A 23264-nucleotide genomic window follows, 5' to 3' on the forward strand; every position below is an offset into this window, starting at 1 on the left:
ACGAGTGGCCTTGCGCCCTCCTTTGCTCAGGCCCGCTCGCCCGCCATCGTCTTCGCGGCGGGCACGCGCGCCGCACCGGCACGAACCGCGCCGAGCGCGAGCACCGCGATCGCCGCGATCACGCACGGCGCCGCGACGACCGCAAACGCGGTCGACAACGGCACGCCCATCGCCAGCATCGCACCGCCCGCCATCGATCCGACGACCGAGCCGCCACGGCCGATCCCGTTCGCCCAGCTCACACCGGTGGTGCGGCACTCGGTCGGATAGAACGCGGCCGACAGCGCATTGGCGCCGACCTGTGAACCCGACACGCAGAAACCGGCCGCGAACACGGCGAGCGCGGCGCCCCACGGCGACGCGGCAACCAAGCCGATCGCGGCGACGAACACGCCGGCCGCCGCGTAGCTGCAGGCCAGGACGCGATGCGGGTCGAAACGGTCCATCAGCCAGCCGAGGACGATCGCACCGAGCGTGCCGCCGACCTGGAACATCGCGGTCACGTGCGCGGCCGTCCGCAGCGTCGCGCCGGTCGTGCGCAGCAGCGTCGGCAGCCAGCTGGACAACAGGTAGATGACGAGCAGGCTCATGAAGAACGTGAGCCACAGCAGCAGCGTGCCGCGCAACAGGTCGGGGCCGAACAGGCGGCCAAGCGGCGATCCGGCCGGCTTGCCGGCGGGCGCGGTGAACGACGCGTTCGCAAGCCGGGGATCCGGCGCGATGCGGCCCAGCATCGCCGCGATCCGCGCGGAAGGCGCGTGCCGATTGACGAGATAGCGCACCGATTCCGGCAGCCGCCACGCGAGCACCGGCAGGAGCAGCAGCGGCGCCGCGCCGCCGACGACGAGCACCGCGCGCCAGCCGTGGTGCTCGATCAGCGCAGCGGCCGCGAGCCCGCCGAGCGCGGAGCCGATCGTGAAGCCGCAGAACATCGTCGTCACCAGCAGCGAACGGCGCCGGGCCGGGCAGTACTCGGACGTCAGCGTGATCGCATTGGGCATCGCGCCGCCGAGCCCGAGCCCGGTCACGAAACGCCACGCGATCAGCTCGGTCAGGCCGCCCGCGCTCGCCGACGCGGCACTCGCGATGCCGAAGCACGCGACGCATGCGAGCAGCAGGCGCTTGCGGCCGAACCGGTCGCCGAACGGCCCGAACACGAGCGCGCCGGCCATCAGCCCCGCGAGCCCCGCGCCGAACACCGGGGCGAGCTGCGCGGGCGACAGGCCCCATTCCGCGCGAATGACGGGGGCGATGAAACCGATCGAAGCGGTATCGAAACCGTCGATCGCGACGATCAGGAAGCACAGGACGACGATCGCGGCCTGAAACGGCGCAACGCGATGCCGGTCGATCCATTCGCTGACGTCGATGGACAGCGTATCGGTCATGGTGATGTCTCCTCCAGGAAGGCGGTCGCGCGTCGTGTCGTTGAATTGCGCGCCGCCGGAATCGGGCTCGCCGAGCTGCGTCACGCAGCCGGCGTCAGGCAGTCCTCCGCGCGCCAGCCGTGCAGCCAGTCGAGCGCGTCGTAGAACTGCGCCTGCGTACGGCCGACCCAGAGCCCGTTGCGCACCAGCCGCTCGACGCCCTTCGCGTGATAGATCCGCCCCATCTCGCGCGCCGAATACAGCACGCGCGCGGTGCGCGGAATCCGCACGCGTTCGTACAGCGCGAACGCGGCCTCGAAATCGCCGTCGGCCCGCGCGACGGCCGCGCCGAGCGTCACCGCGTCCTCGAGCGCCTGGCACGCGCCCTGCGCAATGTATTGCGTCATCGGATGCGCGGCGTCGCCGAGCACCGTCGCGCGGCCCTCGCTCCAGCGCTCGACCGGATCGCGGTCCGCGGTCGCCCAGCGCTTCCACGACGTCGGCCGGTCGAGCATCTGCTTCGGCAGCGGATGAATGCCGTCGAAGTACGACAGCACCTCTTCCTTGCTGCCCTCGCGCACGCCCCAGGTTTCCTGCTCGCGGCTGTGGAACGTGACGACGAGGTTGTACTGCCGCCCGCCGCGCAGCGGATAGTGGACGAGATGGCAATGCGGGCCGGCCCACACGACCGGCGCATTGATCTGCAGATCCTTCGGCATGTTGTCGACGTCGACCACCGCGCGATACACGACGTGGCCCGTCACGCGATGCGCATCGCCGATCAGCGCCTGACGGATCGCGGATTTCACGCCGTCGCAGCCGATCACCGCATCGGCGCGATAACGTTCGCCGTGCTGGTCGGTCACGGTCACGCCGTTGCCGTCCTGCGCGAACCCGCACACCTGCGTGCTCGTCCGGAACTCGATCAGCGGATGGTCCTTGACCGCCTCGTAGATCGACAGGTGAATGTCCGCTCGATGAATCACCGCATACGGATTGCCGAAGCGCTCGCGGTACGCGGCGCCCGTATCGATGCGCGCAACCTCGCGCGCATCGATCGCATCCATCAGTTGCAGCCAGTCGGTGAACACGGCCCGGCGGCGCGCGGCCTCGCCGACACCCAGCGCATCGAGCGCGTTGAACGCGTTCGCCGCGAGCTGAATCCCCGCGCCGATCTCGCCGATATGCTCCGCCTGTTCGAGCAGCTTCACGCGGATGCCCTGGCGTGCGAGCGCGAGCGCTGCCGCGAGCCCGCCGATGCCGCCGCCGATCACCAGCACGCGCCGGCCGTTGTCTTGTGTCTCGCCCATCTTTGTCTCCTGCTTCGTGTTACGCGACGTAATCCGGTTGCCGCTGCGGCTGCGCCGCGTCGAACGCCGGCTCGTGCCGTGCGTGTTCGTACACCGCGAGGCTGCGGGGATACGCGCTCAGGTCGCAATCCATCCGCAGCGCGTTCGCGACCTGCGGCACGAGGCACACGTCGGCCAGCGTCGGCGCGTCGCCGAAGCACCACGGGCCCTCGTCCGCGCGCGCGAGCAGCCGCTCGACGCCGGCCATCCCTTCCGCGACCCAGTGCCGGTACCACGCGGCCTTCTGCTGGGGCGTGACCTTCAGCTCGCTGTCGAGATAGCGCAGCACGCGCAGGTTGTTGACCGGATGGATGTCGCAGGCGATCAGCGCCGCGAGTTCCAGCACGCGCGCACGATGTCGCAGTTCGAGCGGAATCAGTCGCGGCGTCGGCTGGATCTGGTCGAGGTAATCGAGGATCGCGAGCGACTGGCCGAGACCGAAATCGCCGTCGACCAGCGCCGGCACCGCTGCGGACGGGTTCACGTTCGCGACGTAGGCCGCGTCGCGATGCTCGCCGGTGCGGATGTTCACCGGCAGCGTGTCGTAGGGCAGCCCTTTCAGCGCGAGCGCGATGCGCACCCGGTAGGAGGTCGAACTGTTGAAGAAGCTATGCAGTTGCACGATGTCGCCTTTCGGGGAAGATGCGTCAGACCACGCGCACGGCCAGTTCGCCGAGCCGCTCGACGCCGACCTTCATCACGTCGCCCGCGACCACCGCGCCGACACCTTCCGGCGTGCCCGTGAAGATCACGTCGCCCGGTTCGAGGCGGAAGAACTTCGACAGGTCGGCCACCGTTTCCGCGACCGACCAGATCAGGTGCGACACGTCGCTCTTCTGCTTCGTCGTGCCGTTGACGGTCAGCCACAGGCCGCCCTGTTCGAAATGGCCGACGTCGCTCGCCGGATGCACGGGGCCGATCGGCGCCGAGCGGTCGAACGCCTTGCCGATCTCCCACGGCCGGCCCATTTCGCGCATCTTCATCTGCAGGTCGCGGCGCGTCATGTCGAGGCCGACCGCGTAGCCCCACACGTGTTCGAGCGCGCGTTCGAGCGGAATGTCCGCCCCGCCCTTGCCGATCACCGCGACGAGCTCGGCTTCGTAGTGATAGTTCTGCGTCTGCGACGGATACGCGAGATCGAGCGTTTCGCCGTACCCGACCGGCACGATCGAATCGGCCGGCTTGCAGAAGAAGAACGGCGGCTCGCGATCGGGATCGAAGCCCATTTCACGCGCATGGGCCGCGTAGTTGCGGCCGACACAATAGACGCGGCGTACCGCGAACCGGGCATCGCTGCCGGCAACGGGGAGCGCCACGGGCGCTTCGGGCGGAAAAACGAAAGTCATCAATGGCTCCAGCGTAAACATGAATGAAAGGGGCGCGCGGCAGCGGCGGCGCGCGGAAAACGGAATCCTTGAACGCTGCCGGCGTCAGTCGCGCGCTTCGCGCAGCAGGTTCAGCGCGGACAGCACGGGCCGGTCGGAATAGCTGAACAGCACGCTGTCGGACGACGCCGACAGCCGCACCGGCGCCCACGACGGCACGACGAAGATGTCGTGCGGCTCGAATTCGAATGCGTTGCCGCCGATGAACGCGGTGCCGCTGCCCTCGACGACGCAGTAGATCGTCGCGTCGGTGCTGCGGTACGTGCGGCCGTCGAAACCGGCGGGCAGGAACTGCATGAAGGTGGCGATCGTCGGCATCGGCCAGCCGCCCGTCGCGGGGTTCACATAACGCAGCTTCACGCCGTCCCACGCATCGAGCTCGCCGTTCCGGTACAGCACGTCGAGCGCCTCGCGGGTGCGTGCGTACGGATAGCTGAACACCGGCGACGTCGGATCGCTCGCGCGATGCCGCACCGGCACCATGTTGTGACCGAAGCGGGCGAGGCTGTCGCCTTCCGGGCGATTCACGGGCTGCACGGCTTCCGGGTAGTTCTCCGCGAAGCCGGCATCGAGGTGCGCGACGAGCGGAATGTCGAGCCCGTCGAGCCACACGACCGGCTCGCCGCCCGCTTCCTCCGACGGGTTGCCGTGGTCGTGCCATGCCCACGACGGCGTGATGATGAAGTCGCCCGGATGCATCGTCGTGCGCTCGCCGTTCACGGCCGTCCACGCGCCGCGCCCTTCGACGATGAAGCGCAGCGCCGACTGCGTATGCCGGTGGCTCGGCGCGATCTCGCCGGGCAGGATCAGCTGCAGCCCCGCGTACAGGCTCGGCGTCATGCTCGACTTGCCGGGCAGCCCGGGGTTCTCCAGCACCAGCACGCGGCGCACGGCTTCTTCCGCGCTGATCACGCTGCCGGCCTGCATCACGAGGTCGCGCACCTGCGCGTACTTCCAGATCGCGGCCTGCGCGGCCGGCTGCGGGGATTTCGGCACGAGGTTGTGCAGCGATTCCCACAGCGGCGCCAGGCGTTGCTCGGCGATCCGTGCGTAGTAGGCGGCGCGCGACGCGTCCGGATGGGTCGTCATGATGTCTCCTGGGAGTCGGCCGATCGGCGTCGGCGCTATGTCGGGTCGGGGACCGTCCTGCAGTCCGTCAGCAGATTTATATTCGACCCAGACATACCCGGTAAAATGGTCAAATCATCTAATCCATATCATTCTGGATATACCTTCTTGCGACGAGGCATGCGATGGACTGGACCCACCGGCTGCGACTGCGGCATCTGCAGGTACTGTTGAGCCTTGCCGGCACCGGCAACCTGAGCCAGTCGGCGGTGGCGCTCGCGACCACGCAGCCCGCGCTGTCGAAATGGCTGAAGGAACTGGAAGAGGACGTCGGGCTGCCGCTGTTCGAACGGCATGCGCGCGGGCTGCGGCCGACCTCCTACGGCGAAGCGCTGATCGAGCATGCGCGCCGCGTCGAAGCGCAGCTCGACGTCGCGCGCGACGACATGGCCGCGCTGCGGGAAGGCGGCAGCGGCCTCGTGACGATCGGCACGTCAGGCGTCGCGGCGGCCGACACGGTGCCGCTCGCGGTGTCGCAACTGCTCAAACGGATGCCGCGCGCGCAGGTGCGGCTTACCGAAAGCACGATGAACCAGCTGATGCCGCAGCTCGCGCGCAGCGAACTGGACATCGTCGTGGGCCGCTCGGGGTCGACATCCGTCGATCCGCTGCTGCATGCCGAAGCGCTGTATGTCGATCCGGTCGTGTTCGTCGCGCGGCCCGGTCACGCGCTCGCCGGTGCGGCGTCGGTCGGCTGGGACGACGTGCTCGCCTGTTCGTGGATCGTGTGGCCGTCGGGCACGCCCGTGCACAACGCGCTCGAGGCCGCGCTGACGGCCGCCGGCCGCGTTCGGCCGCCCCACTGTGTCGAATCGAATTCGTCGATCCTCAACCTCACGCTGCTGAACAACACCGACCTGCTCGGTGTCGCGTCGTATCGTGCCGCGCAGCGCTTCGCGCAATTGAACGCGATCCGGATCCTGCCGATGCAGCTCGAAGGCCAGGGCGCGGTGTCGATGTACTGGCACCCCGACAGTGCGAATCGCGCGGCGGTGGCCGCGACGATCGAGTGCCTGCGCGCCTGTGCCGCGCCGCAGGTCGGTGGATGGGAGAAAGTGACGGCGGAATGAATGACGCGGCCCGGTGTCAACCGGGCCGCGATGTTGCGATGTTGCGATGTTGCGATGTTGCGATGTTGCGATGTTGCGATGTTGCGATGTTGCGATGTTGCGATGTTGCGATGTTGCGATGTTGCGATGTTGCGATGTTGCGATGTTGCGATGTTGCGATGTTGCGATGTTGCGATGTTGCGATGTTGCGATGTTGCGATGTTGCGATGCTGTGATTCCGCGATGCCGCGATCCGTCACGCGCCGTCGCAGGAGCCCGTACCGTCCAGCATCAGCGTGCCGACCCGCGCGGGCACGAGCGGCGTGCGCGGTACCGGCGGCGTCCAGCCGAACAATGCCTGCGCAGCCGCACCGCACACGCGGCCCTGGCATGCGCCCATCCCGCAACGCGACTGCAGTTTCGCGGCCGTCCAGCCCGGCGCTTGCGCGACTGCCTCGAAACGCACGTCTTCGCAGCGACACAGCAGCGTATCGGGCCGCGCCAGCCGGCGGACCGGCTCGCGGATCGCAAACCGTTCGCGCACGGCGTCCGCGAACGCCTGCCAGTGCGCGCGCCGCGCGACGAGCGCAGCCAGCGGCGCCGTCTGCCCGGTTGCCGCATGGCCGGCGATCTCGCCTTCGACCATCGCCAGTTCGCTGCCGCCGACGCCCGTGCACTCGCCGGCCGCAAACACCCCGTCGCGGCTCGTACGCTGGTGCGCGTCGACCGCTACCGCACCGTTGTCGATCCGGCAGCCGAGATGGCTCGGCAGCACCGTATTCGGCACGAGGCCGAAACCGCACGCGAGCCGGTCGCAGTCGACGTCGAACTCTCGGTCGCCGTGCCGGATCCGCACGCGTTCGAGCCGCTTGTCGCCGAACGCCTCGACGACGTGCGCATCGGCCCGGTACGCAGCCGTGACGAGCTTCGCGGCCTGCGCGAGCTTCGACGGCCAGCGCCACAGCCCGGCGCCGAAGCCGGCCACATCGCCCCGGCCTGCCTGTTCGAGCACGTGCGACACGCGCGCACCGGCCTGGCGGGCCGTCGCCGCGCTCGCCAGCAGCAGCGGCCCGCTGCCCGCGATCACCGTTCGCTGCCCGCGCACGTCGAGGCCGTACTTGACCAGCGCCTGCAGGCCGCCCGCACCGGTGACGCCCGGCAGCGTCCAGCCCGGAAACGGCAGCAGCAGTTCGCGTGCGCCGCAGCAGAGAATCAGCGTCCGGAAATCGAGCAGCAGCCCGCGTTCGTCGTCTTCGAGCAGCAGCGTGCCCGGCTGCGTTTCAGCGACGATGCGCGTCGCCGCGAGATGCGTGACGTTCGGCTGCCGCAATACGGCGAGCCGCTCGGCAGCGACCAGCGCGGGCGTGGCCGCTGCGCCCTGTCGCCAGATCTGCCCGCCCGCGCGCGGGTTGTCGTCGACGATCGCCACCGTCGCACCGCTTCGTGCGGCGGCCCGCGCGGCCGACAGCCCGGCCGGGCCCGCGCCGACGATCGCGATGTCGACGCTCAGTCGTTCCTGTTTCATCGCGTACGCTCCACCTGCATCCCGTCACGGCACAACGTCTGGCAAGCCAGCCGGCGCCGCCCGTCGATCGTCATCCGGCACTCCTGGCAGATGCCCATCCCGCAAAACGGCGCGCGCGCCGCGCCCGTGCACGACACGCGCGTCGTGTCGTCGCCGCTCGCCGCAATGGCGGCCGCGACGGTCGCGCCGTCGGCCACCGTCAGCGCGCGGCCGTCCAGATGAATGATCATGTCAGCCTCCGCCGGGCCGCCCCAAGGAGGCTGACCGCCCCCCCGGGAAGCAGCGAACGAAGTGAGCGTGGGGGTCGTTTCATGTCAGCCTCCGCCGGGCCGCCCCAAGGGGGCTGACGGCCCCCTCGGGGGGCAGCGAACGAAGTGAGCGTGGGGGTCGTTTCATGTCAGCGCTCCGGCTACAAGGGACGCGGTCAGGAAGCGTCCCGGCAAATACGGTTCGATATCGATGGGCGGCCGCTCGCCGGCCATCAGCGCGGCGACGAGCCGCGCGCTGCCCGGCGCGGTCGTCACGCCGAGCCCTTCGTGCCCGACCGCGAGCCACACGCCCGGCCGTGCCGGGTGCTCGCCGAGCAGCGGCAGACCGTCGGGGCTCGCGGAACGGAACCCCGTCCATGCGCGGATGCCGTTCAGGTCGGCCAGGTCCGGCAGATAGCCCACCGCGCGGCGCAGCATGCGCGCGAGCACGGGCGGCTCGACTTGCGCGTCCTCGGTGTCGAACTGGCGCGACGAGCCGATCAGCAACTGGCCGGTCGGCCGCGGCTGCACGTTGAACGCGACCGACGTGCCGTCGCTCGCATGCGCGCTCGCCGCATAACCCAGCTCGACGAGCTGGTGCGACACCTGGCCCGGATAGCGGTCGGTAATCAGCAGATGGCCCTTTTTCGGGCGCAGCGGCAGTTCGGGCAGCAGCGTGCGCGCCGCAACGCCGTTCGCGACGACCACCCGCTCCGCGCGCAGCGTGTCGCCGCTCGCGAGCGTCACGCTCGGGCCGTCGACCGCGACGGCCCGGTCGCGCCGCAACGTGATGCGCGGCGCGCGCTGCAGCAGCCAGTTCGCGGTGACGGGCGCATAGAGGATCGCGTCGCCCGGAATCTTCAGCGCGCCGCCGAGGCCCGCGCGCAACATCGGCTCCAGTTGCGCGAGCGCCGCCGCGTCGATCAGTTCGCCCGCCACGCCGTGCGCGGCGAGCGCCGCCTGCTTCGCGCGCGCGAGATCCATCTCGTGCGCATCGGCCGCGAGCCACAGCGTGCCGCAGTTGCGGTACGCGCAGCCTTCGGGCATCTCGCCGCTCAACGCGCGCCACAGTTCGATCGAGTAATGGCTCAGCGCGAGTTCGGCCGCGTTGTCGTCCATCGCGACGAGGTGCCCCATGCCCGCGCCGGTCGCCCCGCCGCTCGCGTCGTCGACGACGAGCACGCGCAGCCCGCGCTGCGCGAGTTCGTGCGCGCACGCGGCGCCGACGATGCCGGCGCCGATCACGACGACATCCGTCTTCGCGTCGCTCACGGCGCGATACCCCAGCCGAACGGATCGTCTTCCTCGATCAGGAGCGTCGCTTCCGCGCTCAGGTGCGCACTGCCGCGGATCGTCGGCACGATCCCGCCGTCGGCTTCTTCGTAGCTCGCGTGGAACACGCTGCCGATCACGCTCGCCTGCCGCCACACGACGCCCGGCGCGAGCTTGCCGTCGGCCGCGAGGCACGCGAGCTTCGCGCTCGTGCCGGTGCCGCACGGCGAACGGTCGTACGCGAGGCCCGGGCACAGCACGAAGCTGCGGCTGTCGTGCTCGGGATCGTCGGCGAACAGCTCGATGTGGTCGATCTCGCCGCCGTTCGCGCCGGTGATGCCCGCGCGTTCGAGCCCTTCGCGCACGGCCGACGCATACGCGGTGAGCGCCGCGACGTTGTCGCCGGCGACGCGCTGCCCGTGGTCGCTGATCAGGAAGAACCAGTTGCCGCCCCACGCGATGTCGCCTTTCACGGGGCCATAACCCGGCACGTCGAGCGCGACGCCCTTCGCATGGCGATACGCGGGCACGTTGCGCACGCTGACCGACAGGTCGTCGTGCAGCGTCGCCTCGACGGTACCGACCGGCGTTTCGATCCGGTGCACGCCGGGCGCGATGCGCCCCATGTGGTGCAGCGTGCGCACGACGCCGATCGTGCCGTGCCCGCACATCCCGAGATAACCGCTATTGTTGAAGAAGATCACGCCGGCCGCCGCATCGGGCGACACGGGCTCGCACAGCAGCGCGCCGACCAGCACGTCGCTGCCGCGCGGCTCGAGGATACATGCGGTGCGGTAACGGTCGTGCTCGCGCGCGAGCACATCGCGGCGCTCGGCCATCGTGCCGCTGCCGAGCGCGGGGAAGCCGGACACGACGAGCCGAGTGGGTTCGCCGCCCGTGTGCGAATCGATGATCTGGATGCGCTTCATCATGAGCCGTCCGAAGTGGGGAAAGGAGCATAGCTTCCTCCGTCGCGCGTCCGTCCGCTTGTGGCTTTTCGATGAGGACGACGACGAAATCGGCATAGTGCGAGGCGCCCTTCGCGCCCCTGCCGGCCGCTGTGCCGATTTCGTCATTTTGCTCCGCGATACGACTCAAGCGTGATGGGCATTTGCGCGGCGATACTGGTTGCCACACCGACACACCCGTCGGCCGACCGATACGAACGTAGGAGATTTCAGTGAGCCGCAAAGCCATTCAATGGACCGGGGTTTTCCCGGCCGTCAGCACCCAGTTCAAGCCGGACTTTTCCCTCGACATCGACGCCACGCACCGCGTGGTGAAGAACCTGGTGAACGACGGCGTGTCGGGCCTCGTGGTCTGCGGCACGGTCGGCGAGAACACGTCGCTGTCGACGAGCGAGAAACTCCAGGTGATCGAGGCCGCACGCGACGCGGCAGGCGGCAAGATTCCGGTGATCGCCGGCATCGCCGAATTCACGACCGAATTCGCGCGCAACACGGTGCGTGAAGCGCAGCGCGTCGGCGTCGACGGCGTGATGGTGATGCCCGCGCTGGTCTACTCGGCCAAGCCGCATGAAACCGCCGCGCACTTCCGCGCGGTCGCGACGAGCACCGACCTGCCAGTGATGGTCTACAACAACCCGCCGATCTACAAGAACGACGTGACGCCCGACGTGCTGATCGCGCTGCAGGATTGCGAGAACATCGTCTGCTTCAAGGATTCGTCGGGCGATACGCGCCGCTTCATCGACCTGCGCAACGCGGTCGGCGATCGCTTCGTGCTGTTCGCGGGCCTCGACGACGTCGTGGTCGAGAGCATCGCCGTCGGCGCCGAAGGCTGGGTGTCGGGCATGTCGAACGCGTTCCCGAAGGAAGGCGAGACGCTGTTCCGCCTCGCGAAGCAAAAGCGTTTCGACGAAGCGCTCGCGCTGTACCGCTGGTTCATGCCGCTGCTGCACCTCGACGCGCGTCCCGACCTCGTGCAGTGCATCAAGCTGTGCGAAGAGCTGGTCGGCCGCGGCAGCGCGATCACGCGCCCGCCGCGCCTCGCGCTGCAGGGCGACACGCTCGCGGAAGTGAAGGCCATCGTCGCGAAGGCGCTCGAAACGCGCCCGGCGCTGCCCGACGTCGGTCTCTGATCGACTTCCCCAGCGGCGGCTTGCAGGCTTTCCCCCCTGCGCGCCGCCGTCTCCGGTCCGGCATGGCCTGCGGGCCCGTTCGCCCCGGCGCCCGCCTGCGCCGCGCGTGAACGGCCCGCGGCCCGCCCCGGTCGTTCGAACCGGGCGACGCCGGCCGGCAGGCGTGCGCCGCTGCTCCGTCGGAGCGCGGCGCATTCGACGCCTGCACCGCCATTCCCCCAGGAGACAAGCCCATGCCAGGCCAAGGCAACGCACACCCGTCTGTCCCACTTTCCCGTTCCGCGCACCCCGACGCGGGTCACGGCAAGTTCAAGAAACAGCTGTCGCTGACCGATCTCACGTTCATCGGTCTCGGCGCCATTTTCGGTTCGGGGTGGCTGTTCGCCGCGAGTCACGTCTCGACGATCGCAGGCCCGGCCGGCATCTTCTCGTGGCTGCTCGGCGGCTTCGCGGTGCTGCTGCTCGGCATCGTCTACTGCGAACTCGGCGCCGCACTGCCGCGCGCGGGCGGCGTGGTCCGCTACCCGGTGTTCTCGCACGGCCCGCTGCTCGGCTACCTGATGGGCTTCATCACGTTGATCGCCTTTTCGAGCCTGATCGCGATCGAGGTCGTCGCCGCGCGCCAGTACGCGGCCGCGTGGTTTCCTGGCCTGACGGTCGAAGGATCGAGCGACCCGACCACGCTCGGCTGGCTCGTGCAGGCCGCGCTGCTGTGCTTCTTCTTTTACCTGAACTATTCGAGCGTGAAGACGTTCGCGAAGGCGAACAACATCATCAGCGTCTTCAAGTTCATCGTGCCGCTCGCGGTGATCGGCGTGCTGTTCACGTTCTTCAAGCCCGCGAACCTGACCGTGCACGGCTTCGCGCCGTTCGGCATGCCGGGTATCGAGATGGCCGTGTCCGCCGGCGGCATCATCTTCGCGTACCTCGGGCTCACGCCGATCGTGTCGGTCGCGAGCGAGGTGCGCAATCCGCAGCGCACGATCCCGATCGCGCTGATCCTGTCGATCCTGCTGTCGACGCTGATCTACGTGCTGCTGCAGCTCGCGTTCATCGGCAGCATCCCCACCGCGATGCTCGCCGGCGGCTGGCACGACATCAGCAAGGCGTTCACGCTGCCGTACCGCGACATCGCGCTCGCACTCGGCGTCGGCTGGCTCGCGGTGATGGTCGTCGCCGACGCGATGATCTCGCCGAGCGGCTGCGGCAACATCTACATGAACGCGACGCCGCGCGTGGTCTACGGCTGGGCGAAGACGGGCACCTTCTTCAAGGTGTTCACGCGCGTCGACGAAGCGTCGGGCATCCCGCGCGCGGGCCTGTGGCTCACGTTCGGCCTCGCGATCTTCTGGACGATGCCGTTCCCGTCGTGGGAAGCGCTGATCAACATCGTGTCGGCCGCGCTGGTGCTGAGCTACGCGGTCGCGCCCGTATCGGTCGCCGCGCTGCGTCGCACCGCGCCCGACCTGCCGCGACCGTTCCGCGCGAGCGCATTCGGCATCACCGGCCCCGCGTCGTTCGTGATCGCCGCGCTGATCGTCTACTGGTCGGGCTGGAGCACGGTGTCCTGGCTGCTCGGCCTGCAGATCGTGATGTTCGTCATCTATCTCGCGTGCCGCCGCTGGGTGCCGACCGCGCACCTGAGCCTCGCCGAACAGGTGCGCTCGTCCGCATGGCTGATCGCGTTTTATGCCGCGATGATCGTACTGTCGTATCTCGGCGGTTTCGGCGGCACGGGCCATCTCGCGCATCCGTACGACACGGTCGTCGTCGCGGCCGTCGCGCTCGTCATCTACTACTGGGGCGCGAATACCGGCGTGCGTTCCGACAAGCTGCAGCTCGACGACGACGAGGACTGACGCACCCGCTCCCTTTCTCACCGTCACTCCGGCCGGGCGCACCACGCCCGGCCCCTGTTTTTTTCCGAGGAAAACCATGCAACTCACAGGTCAGCTCCTGATCGGCCAGTCCGCCGTCGCCGGACAGAACGGCACCCTCCACGCGATCGCCGCCGCGACCGGCGAGCCACTCGAACCTGCTTTCGGTGGCGCGAGCCTGCACGACCTGGAGACGGCCTGTGCGCTCGCCGACGACGCGTTCGACACGTATCGCGAAACGACGCTCGACGCGCGCGCCGCATTTCTCGACGCAATCGGCCGCCACATCATGGCGCTCGGCGACGACCTGATCGAGCGCTGCGTCGCCGAAACGGGCCTGCCGCGCGCACGCATCGAAGGCGAACGCGGCCGCACGGTCGGCCAGCTCGCGCTGTTCGCGTCGCTGGTGCGCGACGGCGGGTTTCTCGATGCGCGGATCGATCCGGCGCACCCCGAGCGCAAGCCGCTGCCGCGCGTCGACCTGCGCCTGCGCAACGTCGCGGTCGGGCCCGTCGCCGTGTTCGGCGCGTCGAATTTCCCGCTCGCGTTCTCGGTCGCCGGCGGCGATACGGCGTCGGCGCTCGCGGCCGGCTGCCCGGTGATCGTCAAGGCGCATTCGGCGCACCCCGGCACGTCGGAACTCGTCGGCCGCGCGATCCAGCAGGCCGCGCGCGAATGCGGGATGCCGGCCGGCGTGTTCTCGCTGCTGTTCGACGCATCGCGCGAGATCGGCCAGGCGCTCGTCGCCGATCCGCGCATCAAGGCCGTCGGTTTCACCGGCTCGCGCCGCGGCGGCGTCGCGCTGATGCACATCGCGGCCGCACGCCCCGAGCCGATTCCCGTCTACGCGGAAATGAGCTCGATCAATCCCGTGCTGCTGTTTCCCACCGCGCTCGACGCGCGCCACGACACGATCGCGCCGCAGTTCGTCGCATCGCTCACGCTCGGCGCCGGCCAGTTCTGCACGAATCCGGGCCTCGTGCTCGCGGTCGACGGGCCCGCGCTGCGCGCGTTCGAAGCTGCGGCGGCCGATGCCGTGCGCGCGGCAGCCGCGCAAACGATGCTGACACCGCACATCCACGCGAGCTACGCGCAAGGCGTCGCGGCGCTGCGCGGGCACGATACGGTCGAACGGCTGGCGGAAGGCGTCGAGGGCGGTCGCTACCAGGCCCGCGCGGCGCTGTTCGCGACGTCGGCCGACGCGTTCATCGCGCGCCCCGAACTGCGCGAAGAAGTGTTCGGCCCCGCGTCGCTGATCGTGCGCTGCCCGGACGCCGATACGCTGCATCGCGTACTGAAGTCGCTCGAAGGCCAGCTGACGATCGCCGCGCATCTCGCCGACGGCGACGCCGCACTGTTCGCCGCGCTGCGCCCGACGCTCGAGCGCAAGGCCGGCCGCATTCTCGTCAACGGCTTCGGCACGGGCGTCGAGGTCGGCCATGCGATGGTGCACGGCGGCCCGTTCCCGGCGACGTCCGACACGCGCACGACGTCCGTCGGCGCGCGTGCGATCGAGCGCTTCCTGCGTCCCGTGTCGTATCAGGACCTGCCGGATGCGTTGCTGCCGGAAGCGATCCGCAACGGCAATCCGCTGAACGTGCCGCAGCGCATCGACGGCGTGCCCGCGCCGCGCGAGGTGAACCATGTCTGAGCAAATCGCCGAAGTCGTCCTGTCGCTCGATGAAGTCCACGCGCTCGCGCTGCGTGTGCTGACGCACCACGGCATGTCCGACGCCCATGCCCGGGCCATCGCCAACGTGATCACGCAGGGCCAGCGCGACGAATGCCATTCGCATGGCGTGTACCGGCTGCTCGTCTGCGTACGTTCGCTGAAGAAGGGCAAGGTCGATCCGCAAGCCGTGCCGACGCTGCGCCGGCTGTCGTCGTCGATCGTCGCGGTCGACGCGCATCGCGGCTTCTCGCTGCTGAGCTTCGAAACGGGCATGCCCGTGCTCGTCGAGATGGCGAAACAGCACGGCATCGCCGCGATGACGATCAACCATTGCTACCACTTCTCCGCGCTGTGGCCGGAAGTCGAGGCGATCGCGGCCGAGGGGCTGGTCGGCATCGCGATGAATCCGAGCCATAGCTGGGTCGCGCCGGAAGGCGGCAGGGAGCCCGTGTTCGGCACGAACCCGATCGCGTTCGCGTGGCCGCGCCCGGGCGGCGTGCCGTTCGTGTTCGACTTCGCGACGAGCGCGATCGCACGCGGCGACATCGAGCTGCATGCGAAGCAAGGCAAGGCGATCCCCCCGGAATGGGCGATCGACGCCGATGGCCGGCCGACCACCGATCCGAAGGCCGCGCTGCAGGGTGCGATGCGCACGTTCGGCGGTCACAAGGGATCGGCGCTCGCGGCGATGGTCGAGTTGCTCGGCGGCGCGCTGATCGGCGACATGACGAGCCGCGAGTCGATGGACTTCGACGAAGGCGTCGGCGCGACGCCGTGCCATGGCGAACTCGTGATCGCCTTCGACCCAAAGGTGTTCCTCGGCGACGATCTCGACACGGGGCTCGCGCGCGGCGAGCGGATGTTCGAATCGATCGTCGCGCAGGGCGCGCGGCTGCCGTCGCAACGGCGCTTCGACGCCCGCGCGCGCAGCATCGCGAACGGCGTGCGGATTCCGAAGGCGCTGTACGACGAGATCCTGACGCTGCTCGACTGATCGCCCGCTCGGGGCCGGATCGCGCGGCGATCACCGATCGATGCGCGGCCCGGCACCTCCCCGCCCGGTCGCGCGGCCGTCCCGCGGCCTTCGGCACGTTTTACGCCGGGCACGCCTGCGGCGCCGGTTGCCGGCCCCGCGGGCGCCACGCCCGCGGCGGCTGTGGGATAATCGCCGGGTTTGCCCAGGGCGCAGCTCAAGAGGTTGTTCGCACGGGCGCGAGAGAGGCCCTTATTCCCCGTGCCTCCACCCTTTTCCCGCGATATTTCTTCAGCAACGACAATGCCCACTTACCGTTCCAAAACTTCCACCGCCGGCCGCAACATGGCGGGTGCGCGCTCGCTCTGGCGCGCCACCGGCATGAAAGACGACGATTTCTCGAAGCCGATCATCGCGGTCGTCAACTCGTTCACCCAGTTCGTGCCCGGGCACGTGCACCTGAAGGATCTCGGCCAGCTCGTCGCGCGGGAGATCGAGGCTGCCGGCGGCGTCGCGAAGGAATTCAACACGATCGCGGTCGACGACGGCATCGCAATGGGCCATGACGGCATGCTGTATTCGCTGCCGAGCCGCGACATCATCGCGGATTCGGTCGAATACATGGTGAACGCGCACTGCGCGGACGCGATGGTCTGCATCTCGAACTGCGACAAGATCACGCCGGGGATGCTGATGGCCGCGATGCGCCTGAACATCCCGGTGATCTTCGTGTCGGGCGGCCCGATGGAAGCCGGCAAGACGCGCCTCGCGAACCCGGTCACCAAGACCGTCGAACTGAAGAAGCTCGACCTCGTCGACGCGATGGTGATCGCGGCCGATCCGTCGTATTCGGACGCCGACGTCGCCGAAGTCGAACGCTCGGCCTGCCCGACCTGCGGTTCGTGCTCGGGCATGTTCACCGCGAACTCGATGAACTGCCTGACTGAAGCGCTCGGCCTGTCGCTGCCCGGCAACGGCACGGTGGTGGCCACGCACGCCGATCGCGAGCAGCTGTTCAAGCGCGCCGGCCGCCGGATCGTCGAACTCACCCGCCAGCACTACGAGCAGGACGACGAACGCGTGCTGCCGCGCTCGGTGGGTTTCAAGGCGTTCGAGAACGCCATGACGCTCGACATCGCGATGGGCGGTTCGACCAACACGATCCTGCACCTGCTGGCGATCGCGCAGGAAGCCGGCATCGACTTCACGATGAAGGACATCGACCGCCTGTCGCGCGTCGTGCCGCAGCTGTGCAAGGTCGCGCCGAACACGAACAAGTACCACATCGAGGACGTGCACCGCGCAGGCGGCATCATGGCGATCCTGGGCGAGCTCGACCGCGCCGGCAGGCTGCACACCGACGTGCCGACCGTGCACGCGCCGTCGCTGAAGGATGCGCTCGACCAGTGGGACATCGTCCGCACGCAGGATGATGCGGTCCGCACGTTCTACCTGGCCGGCCCGGCCGGCATCCCGACGCAGGTCGCGTTCAGCCAGGACACGCGCTGGCCGAGCCTCGACCTCGACCGCGCGGAAGGCTGCATCCGCTCGTACGAGCATGCGTTCTCGAAGGAAGGCGGCCTCGCCGTGCTGACCGGCAACATCGCGCTCGACGGTTGCGTGGTGAAGACGGCCGGCGTCGACGAGAGCATCCACGTGTTCGAAGGCTCGGCTCACGTGACCGAATCGCAGGATGAAGCGGTCGAGAACATCCTCAACGACAAGGTCAAGGCCGGCGATATCGTGATCGTCCGCTACGAAGGCCCGAAAGGCGGCCCCGGCATGCAGGAGATGCTCTACCCGACCAGCTACATCAAGTCGAAGGGGCTCGGCAAGGCATGCGCGCTGCTGACGGACGGACGCTTCTCGGGCGGTACGTCGGGCCTGTCGATCGGCCACTGCTCGCCGGAAGCCGCGGCGGGCGGCGCGATCGGCCTCGTGCGCGACGGCGACAAGATCCGCATCGACATCCCGAACCGCACGATCAACGTGCTCGTGTCCGACGAAGAGCTGGCGCGCCGCCGCGAAGAGCAGAACGCGAGGGGCTGGAAGCCTGCGCAGCCGCGTCCGCGCAAGGTGTCCGCGGCGCTGAAGGCCTACGCGAAGCTGGTCATGTCCGCCGACAAGGGTGCCGTGCGCGACCTGTCGTTGCTCGACGACTGACGCGAGCAGCACCGCCGGCTGCCCGCCACGCGCAGCCGTTCGGACTGGGGGCAGGACAATCCGCCCGCGCCGCTGTGGAAGCCGCTCTCCGGAGCGGCTTTTTTTCGTCCGGCGCCCGGGAATCCCCGGCGCCGGCGACATCAGTGACGGAAATCCTCGGGGCCACCGCCTCCGCCACCACCGTGGTTGCCGCCACCGTTTCCACCACCTTGCGGCCGCGCATAACCGCCGCCGCCCCCGCCTCCCTGACGCACCGGCGGCGGCATCGGACGCCCCTCGCCTCCCTGGTGCACCGCCGGCGGCATCGGACGCGCGTCGCCACCCGGCCCGGGCGGCGGGCGCAGCACGGCCGGCGGCGGGCTGGCCGGACGCGCGTTGCCCGCCCCGCCCGGCATCGGTGAAGGCGCCGGTGCTGCCGGCGGCGGTGTGCGGATTGCGCCGTTCCAGCCGCCGCGTGCAGCCGACGGCCGCGCGTCGTGCACGGGCGGCGGGCCGCCCGGCGCAACCTGCATCGGCCCGCCCGGTTGCGGACGGCCTTGTCCCGGCGGCATGCCTCCGGGGCCGAGCCGCGGTTCCGGACGATGCGCCCAGCGATCGCGGTCGTGATACCACGGACGGTGCCGGTAATAACGATCCCAGTACGCGGCGATCGCGAACCCCGTCACCGGAACCCCGATGATCGCACCGTATTCGAGCAACGGCACGTAGCTGCCCTGGTACGGATACTCGAGCAACTGCGCATCGATCCAGCCGCGCACGCCCGGCAGCGCGACGTCGCACCACGAGTAGTCGCTCAGGCAGCCGAAGACGTCCAGCGCCGTGTCGGGCGGAATCTGCGCCACCACCGGATAGTCGGGCGCCGGCCCCGCAAACAGTTCGGCCGGCGAGTTCGTGTAGGCGCTGCTCTGCGCATCGGCGACGCCCGGCGCGGCCGCGAGGCCGAGCAGGACGGCGTACAGACTTCGGACAATCGTATTCCTCATGATGCTCTCCCGCGCGGTGCCGCCGCGCGCCGGTCAGTGCCGATGCCCGCCCCAGCCGCCACCCCAGTGGCCGCCGCCCCACGGACGATGCCAGTCCCCGCCGCGTCCGCGCCAGTGGCCACCGCCCCAGCCGCCCCAGAAGCCGACCGAGATCGCCGGCGCTCCCCAGCCGTACCAGCCCGGGTAATACGCGGGGGCATAGTACGGATACGGATAGGGATACGGCGGCGGATAGGCCGGCGCGACGTAGACGGGAGCCGGGTCGGCCACGGGCGGCGCGACCGCCGTCGAGCCCTGGCTCGGTGCGGCGCTACCCGGTGCAGCCGGCGTGACGGGTATCTCGCGCTGCGTCAGCGTGGCCGGCGCCGGCGCGTAATACGGCGCATAACCGTACGGACTCGTGTAATAACAGCCGCCGAGGGCCAGCGTGGTCAACGCGAATGCCGCACACCTCGCGGCGGGAATCAGGGTCATTTCTTGCTCCGGCGGAATCTGCGCTGCGCAGCCAGGCTGCGCGCCTGACTCTAGCTTACGTCCCCTGCAGATTTCCGCCCGGTATGATCGGTTACTTTTTGTTTCCAGCACCAGACGCGCGCGCAGGCACGCCGCGTGCTGGCACGTCTGCCGCGCTCGCGTTGAAGTTCGCGCAAATGCCCTCAACTTGAACGATGTCAGGCTGGCCGGCGCGGACGGGGTTCGCGAGCAACCGGCGGCCCGAAACCGGCGGACTTCGGCCCGCCCAGACAGGAGCGCGGTTCACGCCGCCATCGACATGACTACGCCACGCCCCACTCCCCGGGCGGACACGCCGCTCGATCCGATCATCCAGTTGCTGGCGCTCGCCGGCGAACAGGGTTATCTGACCCACGCCGACCTCGTCGACGCGCTGCCGCCCGAAAGCGACAGCCCCGACGCGCTCGACGTCGTGCGCGCCGCACTCGCCGACATCGGCATCGCCGTGCTCGACGAGCCGGCCGCGCCTGCGCCGTTCGCCGGTTCGTCGCCGGTCGACGTCGATCGCGATGCGCTCGACGAAGGCCGCGCGATGCTCGGCGACCTCGCACGCGGCACGAGCGCGTCGACCGACCCGCTCGCGCTCTACATGCGGCGCATGCAGGCGGTGCCGCTGCTCACGCGCGAAGGCGAAATCGTGCTTGCCCGCGAACTCGAGACGGGCCGTCACCAGATCCTGCATGCGATCGCCGGCTATCCGGCGGCGGTCGACTCGCTGCTTGCGCGTCACCGCGCGACGGCGACGACCGGCAGCGCCGGGTCTTCCGACGGCGACGCCCCCGACACGCCCGCGCCGGCCAGCTACGACGCACTGCAGGCGGCCGTCGCGGCCCTGCGCGGCGCGTTGCACGCGCATGGCGTCCGTTCGGACGAATACCGCGACGCGCGTAACCGCATGGCCGCCCTGCTCGGCTCGATCGCGTGGCTCGCACCGGCGGTCGACGACGCGAGCCGCGTCGTGGGCACGCTCGCGTCCGCGCCGCACGGCACCGAAGCAGGCGAAGCCGCCTGCTTCGACGCGGTCGCGCGGCGGGCACTCGCCGCAGCGCTCGCCGACGGCCAGCAGAAAGTGCGCGACGCCACGCGCGCGATGCTCGAGGCGAACCTGCGGCTCGTGCTGTCGATCGCGCGCAAGTACATGAACCGCGGCGTCGACCTGCCCGATCTCGTGCAGGACGGCAGCCTCGGCCTGATGCGCGCGATCGAGAAATTCGAATACCGGCGCGGGTTCAAGTTCTCGACCTATGCGACCTGGTGGATTCGCCAGGCGATCGCGCGCGCGGTCGCGGATCGCGCGCGCACGATCCGCGTGCCCGTGCACGTGGGCGACCAGTACCAGCGTGTGCAACGGCATGCGCTGCGTTTTCACCAGCGCACGGGGCGCCGGGCGACGCCGGCCGAACTCGCGGCCGAAACCGGCCTCGACGAGGACAAGCTGCGTGCGGTGCTCGCGCTGCCTGCCGAGCCCGTGTCGCTCGATGCGCCGCTGCCCGACGCGGACACCGGCCTCGTGGAGCTGATCGAGGACCAGGCGTCGGCCAGCCCGTTCGAGCAACTGGCCGACACGCGCATGCGCGAGTGTGTGCGGTCGCTGCTCCGGTCGGTCACGCCGGCCGAGGCCGACGTGCTGCGCCGGCGGTTCGGCCTCGGCGGCGCCGAGCCCGATACCTACGATGCGATCGCGCACGACGCCGGCATGTCGCGCGAACGCGTGCGCCAGATCGAGAAACGGGCACTCGCCACGTTGCGCACGGCTGCCGAGGCCGAGAACGCGCAGTCGTTTCTCGACGCGTGACCGCATCACGCGACGCACGGTCGTGCCCCTATCGGCACGACCGTGCTCCTCGCACCTGTGCTACGTTTGCTATTGACGTGCGTCAAGTTTTCTTCAACGCGTGTCGCGACAATGATGAACAGCCGACCGGCGCATCGTTCGCCGTGTCCATTCCGTTTGTGCTTCCCCGGGTCCCTCGCGATGCAGACGAGCGCCAGCCAAACGTACGAGGAAAACCGGCATATCGCGGCCTGCCTGCGCGAGGCGGCGCAACGGCTGGCTGACCAGGGCGCGAATCCTTACCGGGTCGCCGCGTACCGCGCGTCGGCCGGGACGGTCGAAGCGCTCGACCACGACATCCGCACGCTGTTCGAGTCCGGCGGCGTCGATGCGCTCGGTACGTTGCCCGAGATCGGCACGGGCGTCGCCCAGGCGATTGCCGAGCTGCTGGTGACCGGGCGCTGGCGGCAGCTCGACCGGCTGTGCGGCGACGCCGTACGTACCTCCGCATTCGAAGCGGTGCCGGGTATCGGCCACGCGCTCGCGTTACGCATTCACGACCTGCTTCACATCGATACGCTCGAGGAGCTCGAACGCGCGGCCCGCAACGGCCAGCTCGAAACGATCTCGGGCGTCGGCCCGCGGCGCGCAGCCGGCATCCGCACCGCGCTCGACGATGTGCTGAGCCGCCGCCGGCGCTGGCAGGGCCACGTGCAGGACGCCGGCCCCGGCACCGAGCCTCCTGTCGAACTGCTGCTCTACATCGACCGCCTGTACCGTAACAAGGCCGCCGCCGGCGTGTTGCCGACGCTCGCGCATCGGCGCCTGAACGTGGACGGTTACGTGCCGTCGCCCGTGATGCACATGACCAAGGGCGGCTGGCATTTCACGGCGCTGTGCCTGCTTGCCGCGATGCGCACGCCGGAGGCCTCCCGCCCGACCGACTGGGTCTCGCTCTATTTCTACGACGCCGGGCAGCGCGAACACCAGCGCACCGTCTTCACCGAAACGGTCGGCTCGCTCGTCGGCAAGCGCATCGTGCGCGGGCGCGAGCAGGAATGCCGCGTGTACTACGCGGGCTGAGTCAGTCGTCGGAGGTTTCGTCGACGTCGAACGCCACGCCGAGCACGGACGCGATCTCGCGACAGGCATGTGTGAGCGCGCGTGTGCGGCGACCGGAATATTCCACCTCGAGATCGAACCAGGTCGAATACGACACGTAATCGGCGCCGCTTTTCCGGTTCGGCATGTCGAACCACAACGTCACCGTGTAGCCGCCCTTCCAGCGTATCGGTATCACCCGCGTGAGCCGCAATCTCGTGATCGCGCCGTGACGGAAGCGGAAGCTGTCGTCGCCCACGCGGAACCCCGACCATGCGCCGTCGTTCGACACGAACACGGTCAGCGTTTGGTCAGGTGGCGCGGCCGGCGCGCCATCCTCGACGGCAAGTTCGGCCATCGACACCATCGACGCGCCCGAATCGCCGTGCCCCGTCTCGACGTCCACATACGATTCGATCGTCCGCTTCGCGTTGTCGTAGAAATAGCGCGCGACGTCGGGCCGTGCGTTGCCAGCCATCGGAACCACTTGCTTGAATCGTGCATGCTCGCCGTATCGAAGCGGTACGTCGGGCGCGTCGCCGGCATCGCCGGCGTCTTCGGCGTCGTCAGCCGGTTCGTCGTCCGGACTGTCGGCCGAAACGGCCTGCGCGGCCGTCTCGGGCTGCCCGATGCCCCCGCGCCGTCGCTTCACCCAGGCAGTTCCCCACGTCAGCAGGGCAGTCTGCGCCGCCAGCACGGCCGCCATCGTCGCGCACCCCGCGAGAAATCCGTAGTGCGGCCCGACCTTCGATGCCGCATATGTGGCCGGAAGCACATAAAGCAC

20 protein-coding genes are annotated in these 23264 nt (G+C 69.5%); 8 read left to right on the forward strand and 12 right to left on the reverse strand.

The features are described 5' to 3' along the window. Window positions 1-26 precede the first annotated feature (26 nt). The 5 genes from PQB87_RS27520 to gtdA form a co-directional block, all read right to left on the reverse strand. Entirely contained in the window at window positions 27-1388 is a 1362-nt protein-coding gene (locus PQB87_RS27520; RefSeq protein WP_153489691.1) for an MFS transporter, read from the reverse strand. Window positions 1389-1468: 80 nt separating this feature from the next. Further along, window positions 1469-2677, reverse strand: coding sequence for a 3-hydroxybenzoate 6-monooxygenase (locus tag PQB87_RS27525; protein ID WP_489242974.1), 1209 nt, complete (start codon window positions 2675-2677; stop codon window positions 1469-1471). A 19-nt stretch (window positions 2678-2696) separates the two neighbouring features. Then, window positions 2697-3338 (reverse strand): maleylacetoacetate isomerase, encoded by a 642-nt coding sequence (gene maiA, locus PQB87_RS27530; protein WP_174413130.1) that lies wholly within the window; start codon window positions 3336-3338, stop codon window positions 2697-2699. A 25-nt stretch (window positions 3339-3363) separates the two neighbouring features. After that, window positions 3364-4062: a fumarylacetoacetate hydrolase family protein gene (locus PQB87_RS27535; protein WP_059814358.1), complete on the reverse strand. Its 699-nt coding sequence runs from the start codon at window positions 4060-4062 to the stop codon at window positions 3364-3366. A gap of 84 nt (window positions 4063-4146) precedes the next feature. Beyond that, on the reverse strand, window positions 4147-5190 hold the full coding sequence (gene gtdA / locus PQB87_RS27540) for a gentisate 1,2-dioxygenase (protein WP_059861461.1): 1044 nt from the start codon (window positions 5188-5190) through the stop codon (window positions 4147-4149). Between the two features lie 164 nt (window positions 5191-5354). Between gtdA and PQB87_RS27545 the strand changes: the two genes are divergently transcribed. Further along, complete coding sequence (locus tag PQB87_RS27545; RefSeq protein WP_059530269.1) at window positions 5355-6299, forward strand: LysR family transcriptional regulator; 945 nt, start codon at window positions 5355-5357, stop codon at window positions 6297-6299. Window positions 6300-6534: 235 nt separating this feature from the next. Here the strand turns inward: PQB87_RS27545 and PQB87_RS27550 are convergent, their stop codons facing one another. From PQB87_RS27550 to PQB87_RS27565, 4 genes are all read right to left on the reverse strand, one after another. After that, entirely contained in the window at window positions 6535-7803 is a 1269-nt protein-coding gene (locus PQB87_RS27550; RefSeq protein WP_489242975.1) for an FAD-dependent oxidoreductase, read from the reverse strand. Continuing rightward, on the reverse strand, window positions 7800-8033 hold the full coding sequence (locus PQB87_RS27555) for a 2Fe-2S iron-sulfur cluster-binding protein (RefSeq protein WP_027791339.1): 234 nt from the start codon (window positions 8031-8033) through the stop codon (window positions 7800-7802). Before PQB87_RS27555 ends, PQB87_RS27550 begins: the two co-directional genes overlap by 4 nt. 162 nt (window positions 8034-8195) lie before the next feature. Beyond that, window positions 8196-9323 carry an NAD(P)/FAD-dependent oxidoreductase gene (locus PQB87_RS27560; RefSeq protein WP_111941569.1) on the reverse strand — a complete coding sequence of 376 codons (1128 nt, stop codon included), beginning with the start codon at window positions 9321-9323 and terminating at the stop codon, window positions 8196-8198. After that, window positions 9320-10252 carry a 4-hydroxyproline epimerase gene (locus PQB87_RS27565; RefSeq protein ID WP_021156666.1) on the reverse strand — a complete coding sequence of 311 codons (933 nt, stop codon included), beginning with the start codon at window positions 10250-10252 and terminating at the stop codon, window positions 9320-9322. The genes PQB87_RS27560 and PQB87_RS27565 overlap by 4 nt, the downstream gene beginning before the upstream one ends. A 251-nt stretch (window positions 10253-10503) precedes the next feature. Between PQB87_RS27565 and PQB87_RS27570 the strand changes: the two genes are divergently transcribed. From PQB87_RS27570 to ilvD, 5 genes are all read left to right on the forward strand, one after another. Continuing rightward, window positions 10504-11424 carry a dihydrodipicolinate synthase family protein gene (locus PQB87_RS27570; protein ID WP_011547925.1) on the forward strand — a complete coding sequence of 307 codons (921 nt, stop codon included), beginning with the start codon at window positions 10504-10506 and terminating at the stop codon, window positions 11422-11424. A 233-nt stretch (window positions 11425-11657) separates the two neighbouring features. Beyond that, window positions 11658-13283 carry an APC family permease gene (locus PQB87_RS27575; protein ID WP_489242976.1) on the forward strand — a complete coding sequence of 542 codons (1626 nt, stop codon included), beginning with the start codon at window positions 11658-11660 and terminating at the stop codon, window positions 13281-13283. Between the two features lie 76 nt (window positions 13284-13359). Beyond that, a complete protein-coding gene (locus PQB87_RS27580; protein WP_489242977.1) occupies window positions 13360-14952 on the forward strand; it encodes an aldehyde dehydrogenase (NADP(+)) in 1593 nt (530 codons plus the stop codon). Then, window positions 14945-15967 carry an Ldh family oxidoreductase gene (locus PQB87_RS27585; protein ID WP_489242979.1) on the forward strand — a complete coding sequence of 341 codons (1023 nt, stop codon included), beginning with the start codon at window positions 14945-14947 and terminating at the stop codon, window positions 15965-15967. Before PQB87_RS27580 ends, PQB87_RS27585 begins: the two co-directional genes overlap by 8 nt. A 282-nt stretch (window positions 15968-16249) precedes the next feature. Next, on the forward strand, window positions 16250-18109 hold the full coding sequence (gene ilvD, locus PQB87_RS27590; protein ID WP_489242980.1) for a dihydroxy-acid dehydratase: 1860 nt from the start codon (window positions 16250-16252) through the stop codon (window positions 18107-18109). 140 nt (window positions 18110-18249) lie between these two features. Here the strand turns inward: ilvD and PQB87_RS27595 are convergent, their stop codons facing one another. After that, window positions 18250-19092: an SH3 domain-containing protein gene (locus tag PQB87_RS27595; protein WP_489242981.1), complete on the reverse strand. Its 843-nt coding sequence runs from the start codon at window positions 19090-19092 to the stop codon at window positions 18250-18252. Between the two features lie 33 nt (window positions 19093-19125). After that, window positions 19126-19566, reverse strand: coding sequence for a hypothetical protein (locus PQB87_RS27600; protein WP_059683163.1), 441 nt, complete (start codon window positions 19564-19566; stop codon window positions 19126-19128). 298 nt (window positions 19567-19864) lie between these two features. Here PQB87_RS27600 and PQB87_RS27605 point away from each other — a divergent pair, with 298 nt between their 5' ends. After that, entirely contained in the window at window positions 19865-21400 is a 1536-nt protein-coding gene (locus tag PQB87_RS27605) for a sigma-70 family RNA polymerase sigma factor (protein ID WP_153489701.1), read from the forward strand. A gap of 180 nt (window positions 21401-21580) precedes the next feature. Then, window positions 21581-22462 carry a helix-hairpin-helix domain-containing protein gene (locus PQB87_RS27610; RefSeq protein WP_060061906.1) on the forward strand — a complete coding sequence of 294 codons (882 nt, stop codon included), beginning with the start codon at window positions 21581-21583 and terminating at the stop codon, window positions 22460-22462. 1 nt (window position 22463) lies between these two features. Here PQB87_RS27610 and PQB87_RS27615 read toward each other — a convergent pair whose 3' ends face one another. Next, a complete protein-coding gene (locus PQB87_RS27615; RefSeq protein ID WP_489242982.1) occupies window positions 22464-23255 on the reverse strand; it encodes a hypothetical protein in 792 nt (263 codons plus the stop codon). Window positions 23256-23264 lie beyond the last annotated feature (9 nt).

This window comes from Burkholderia sp. KL41 (assembly GCF_057005415.2).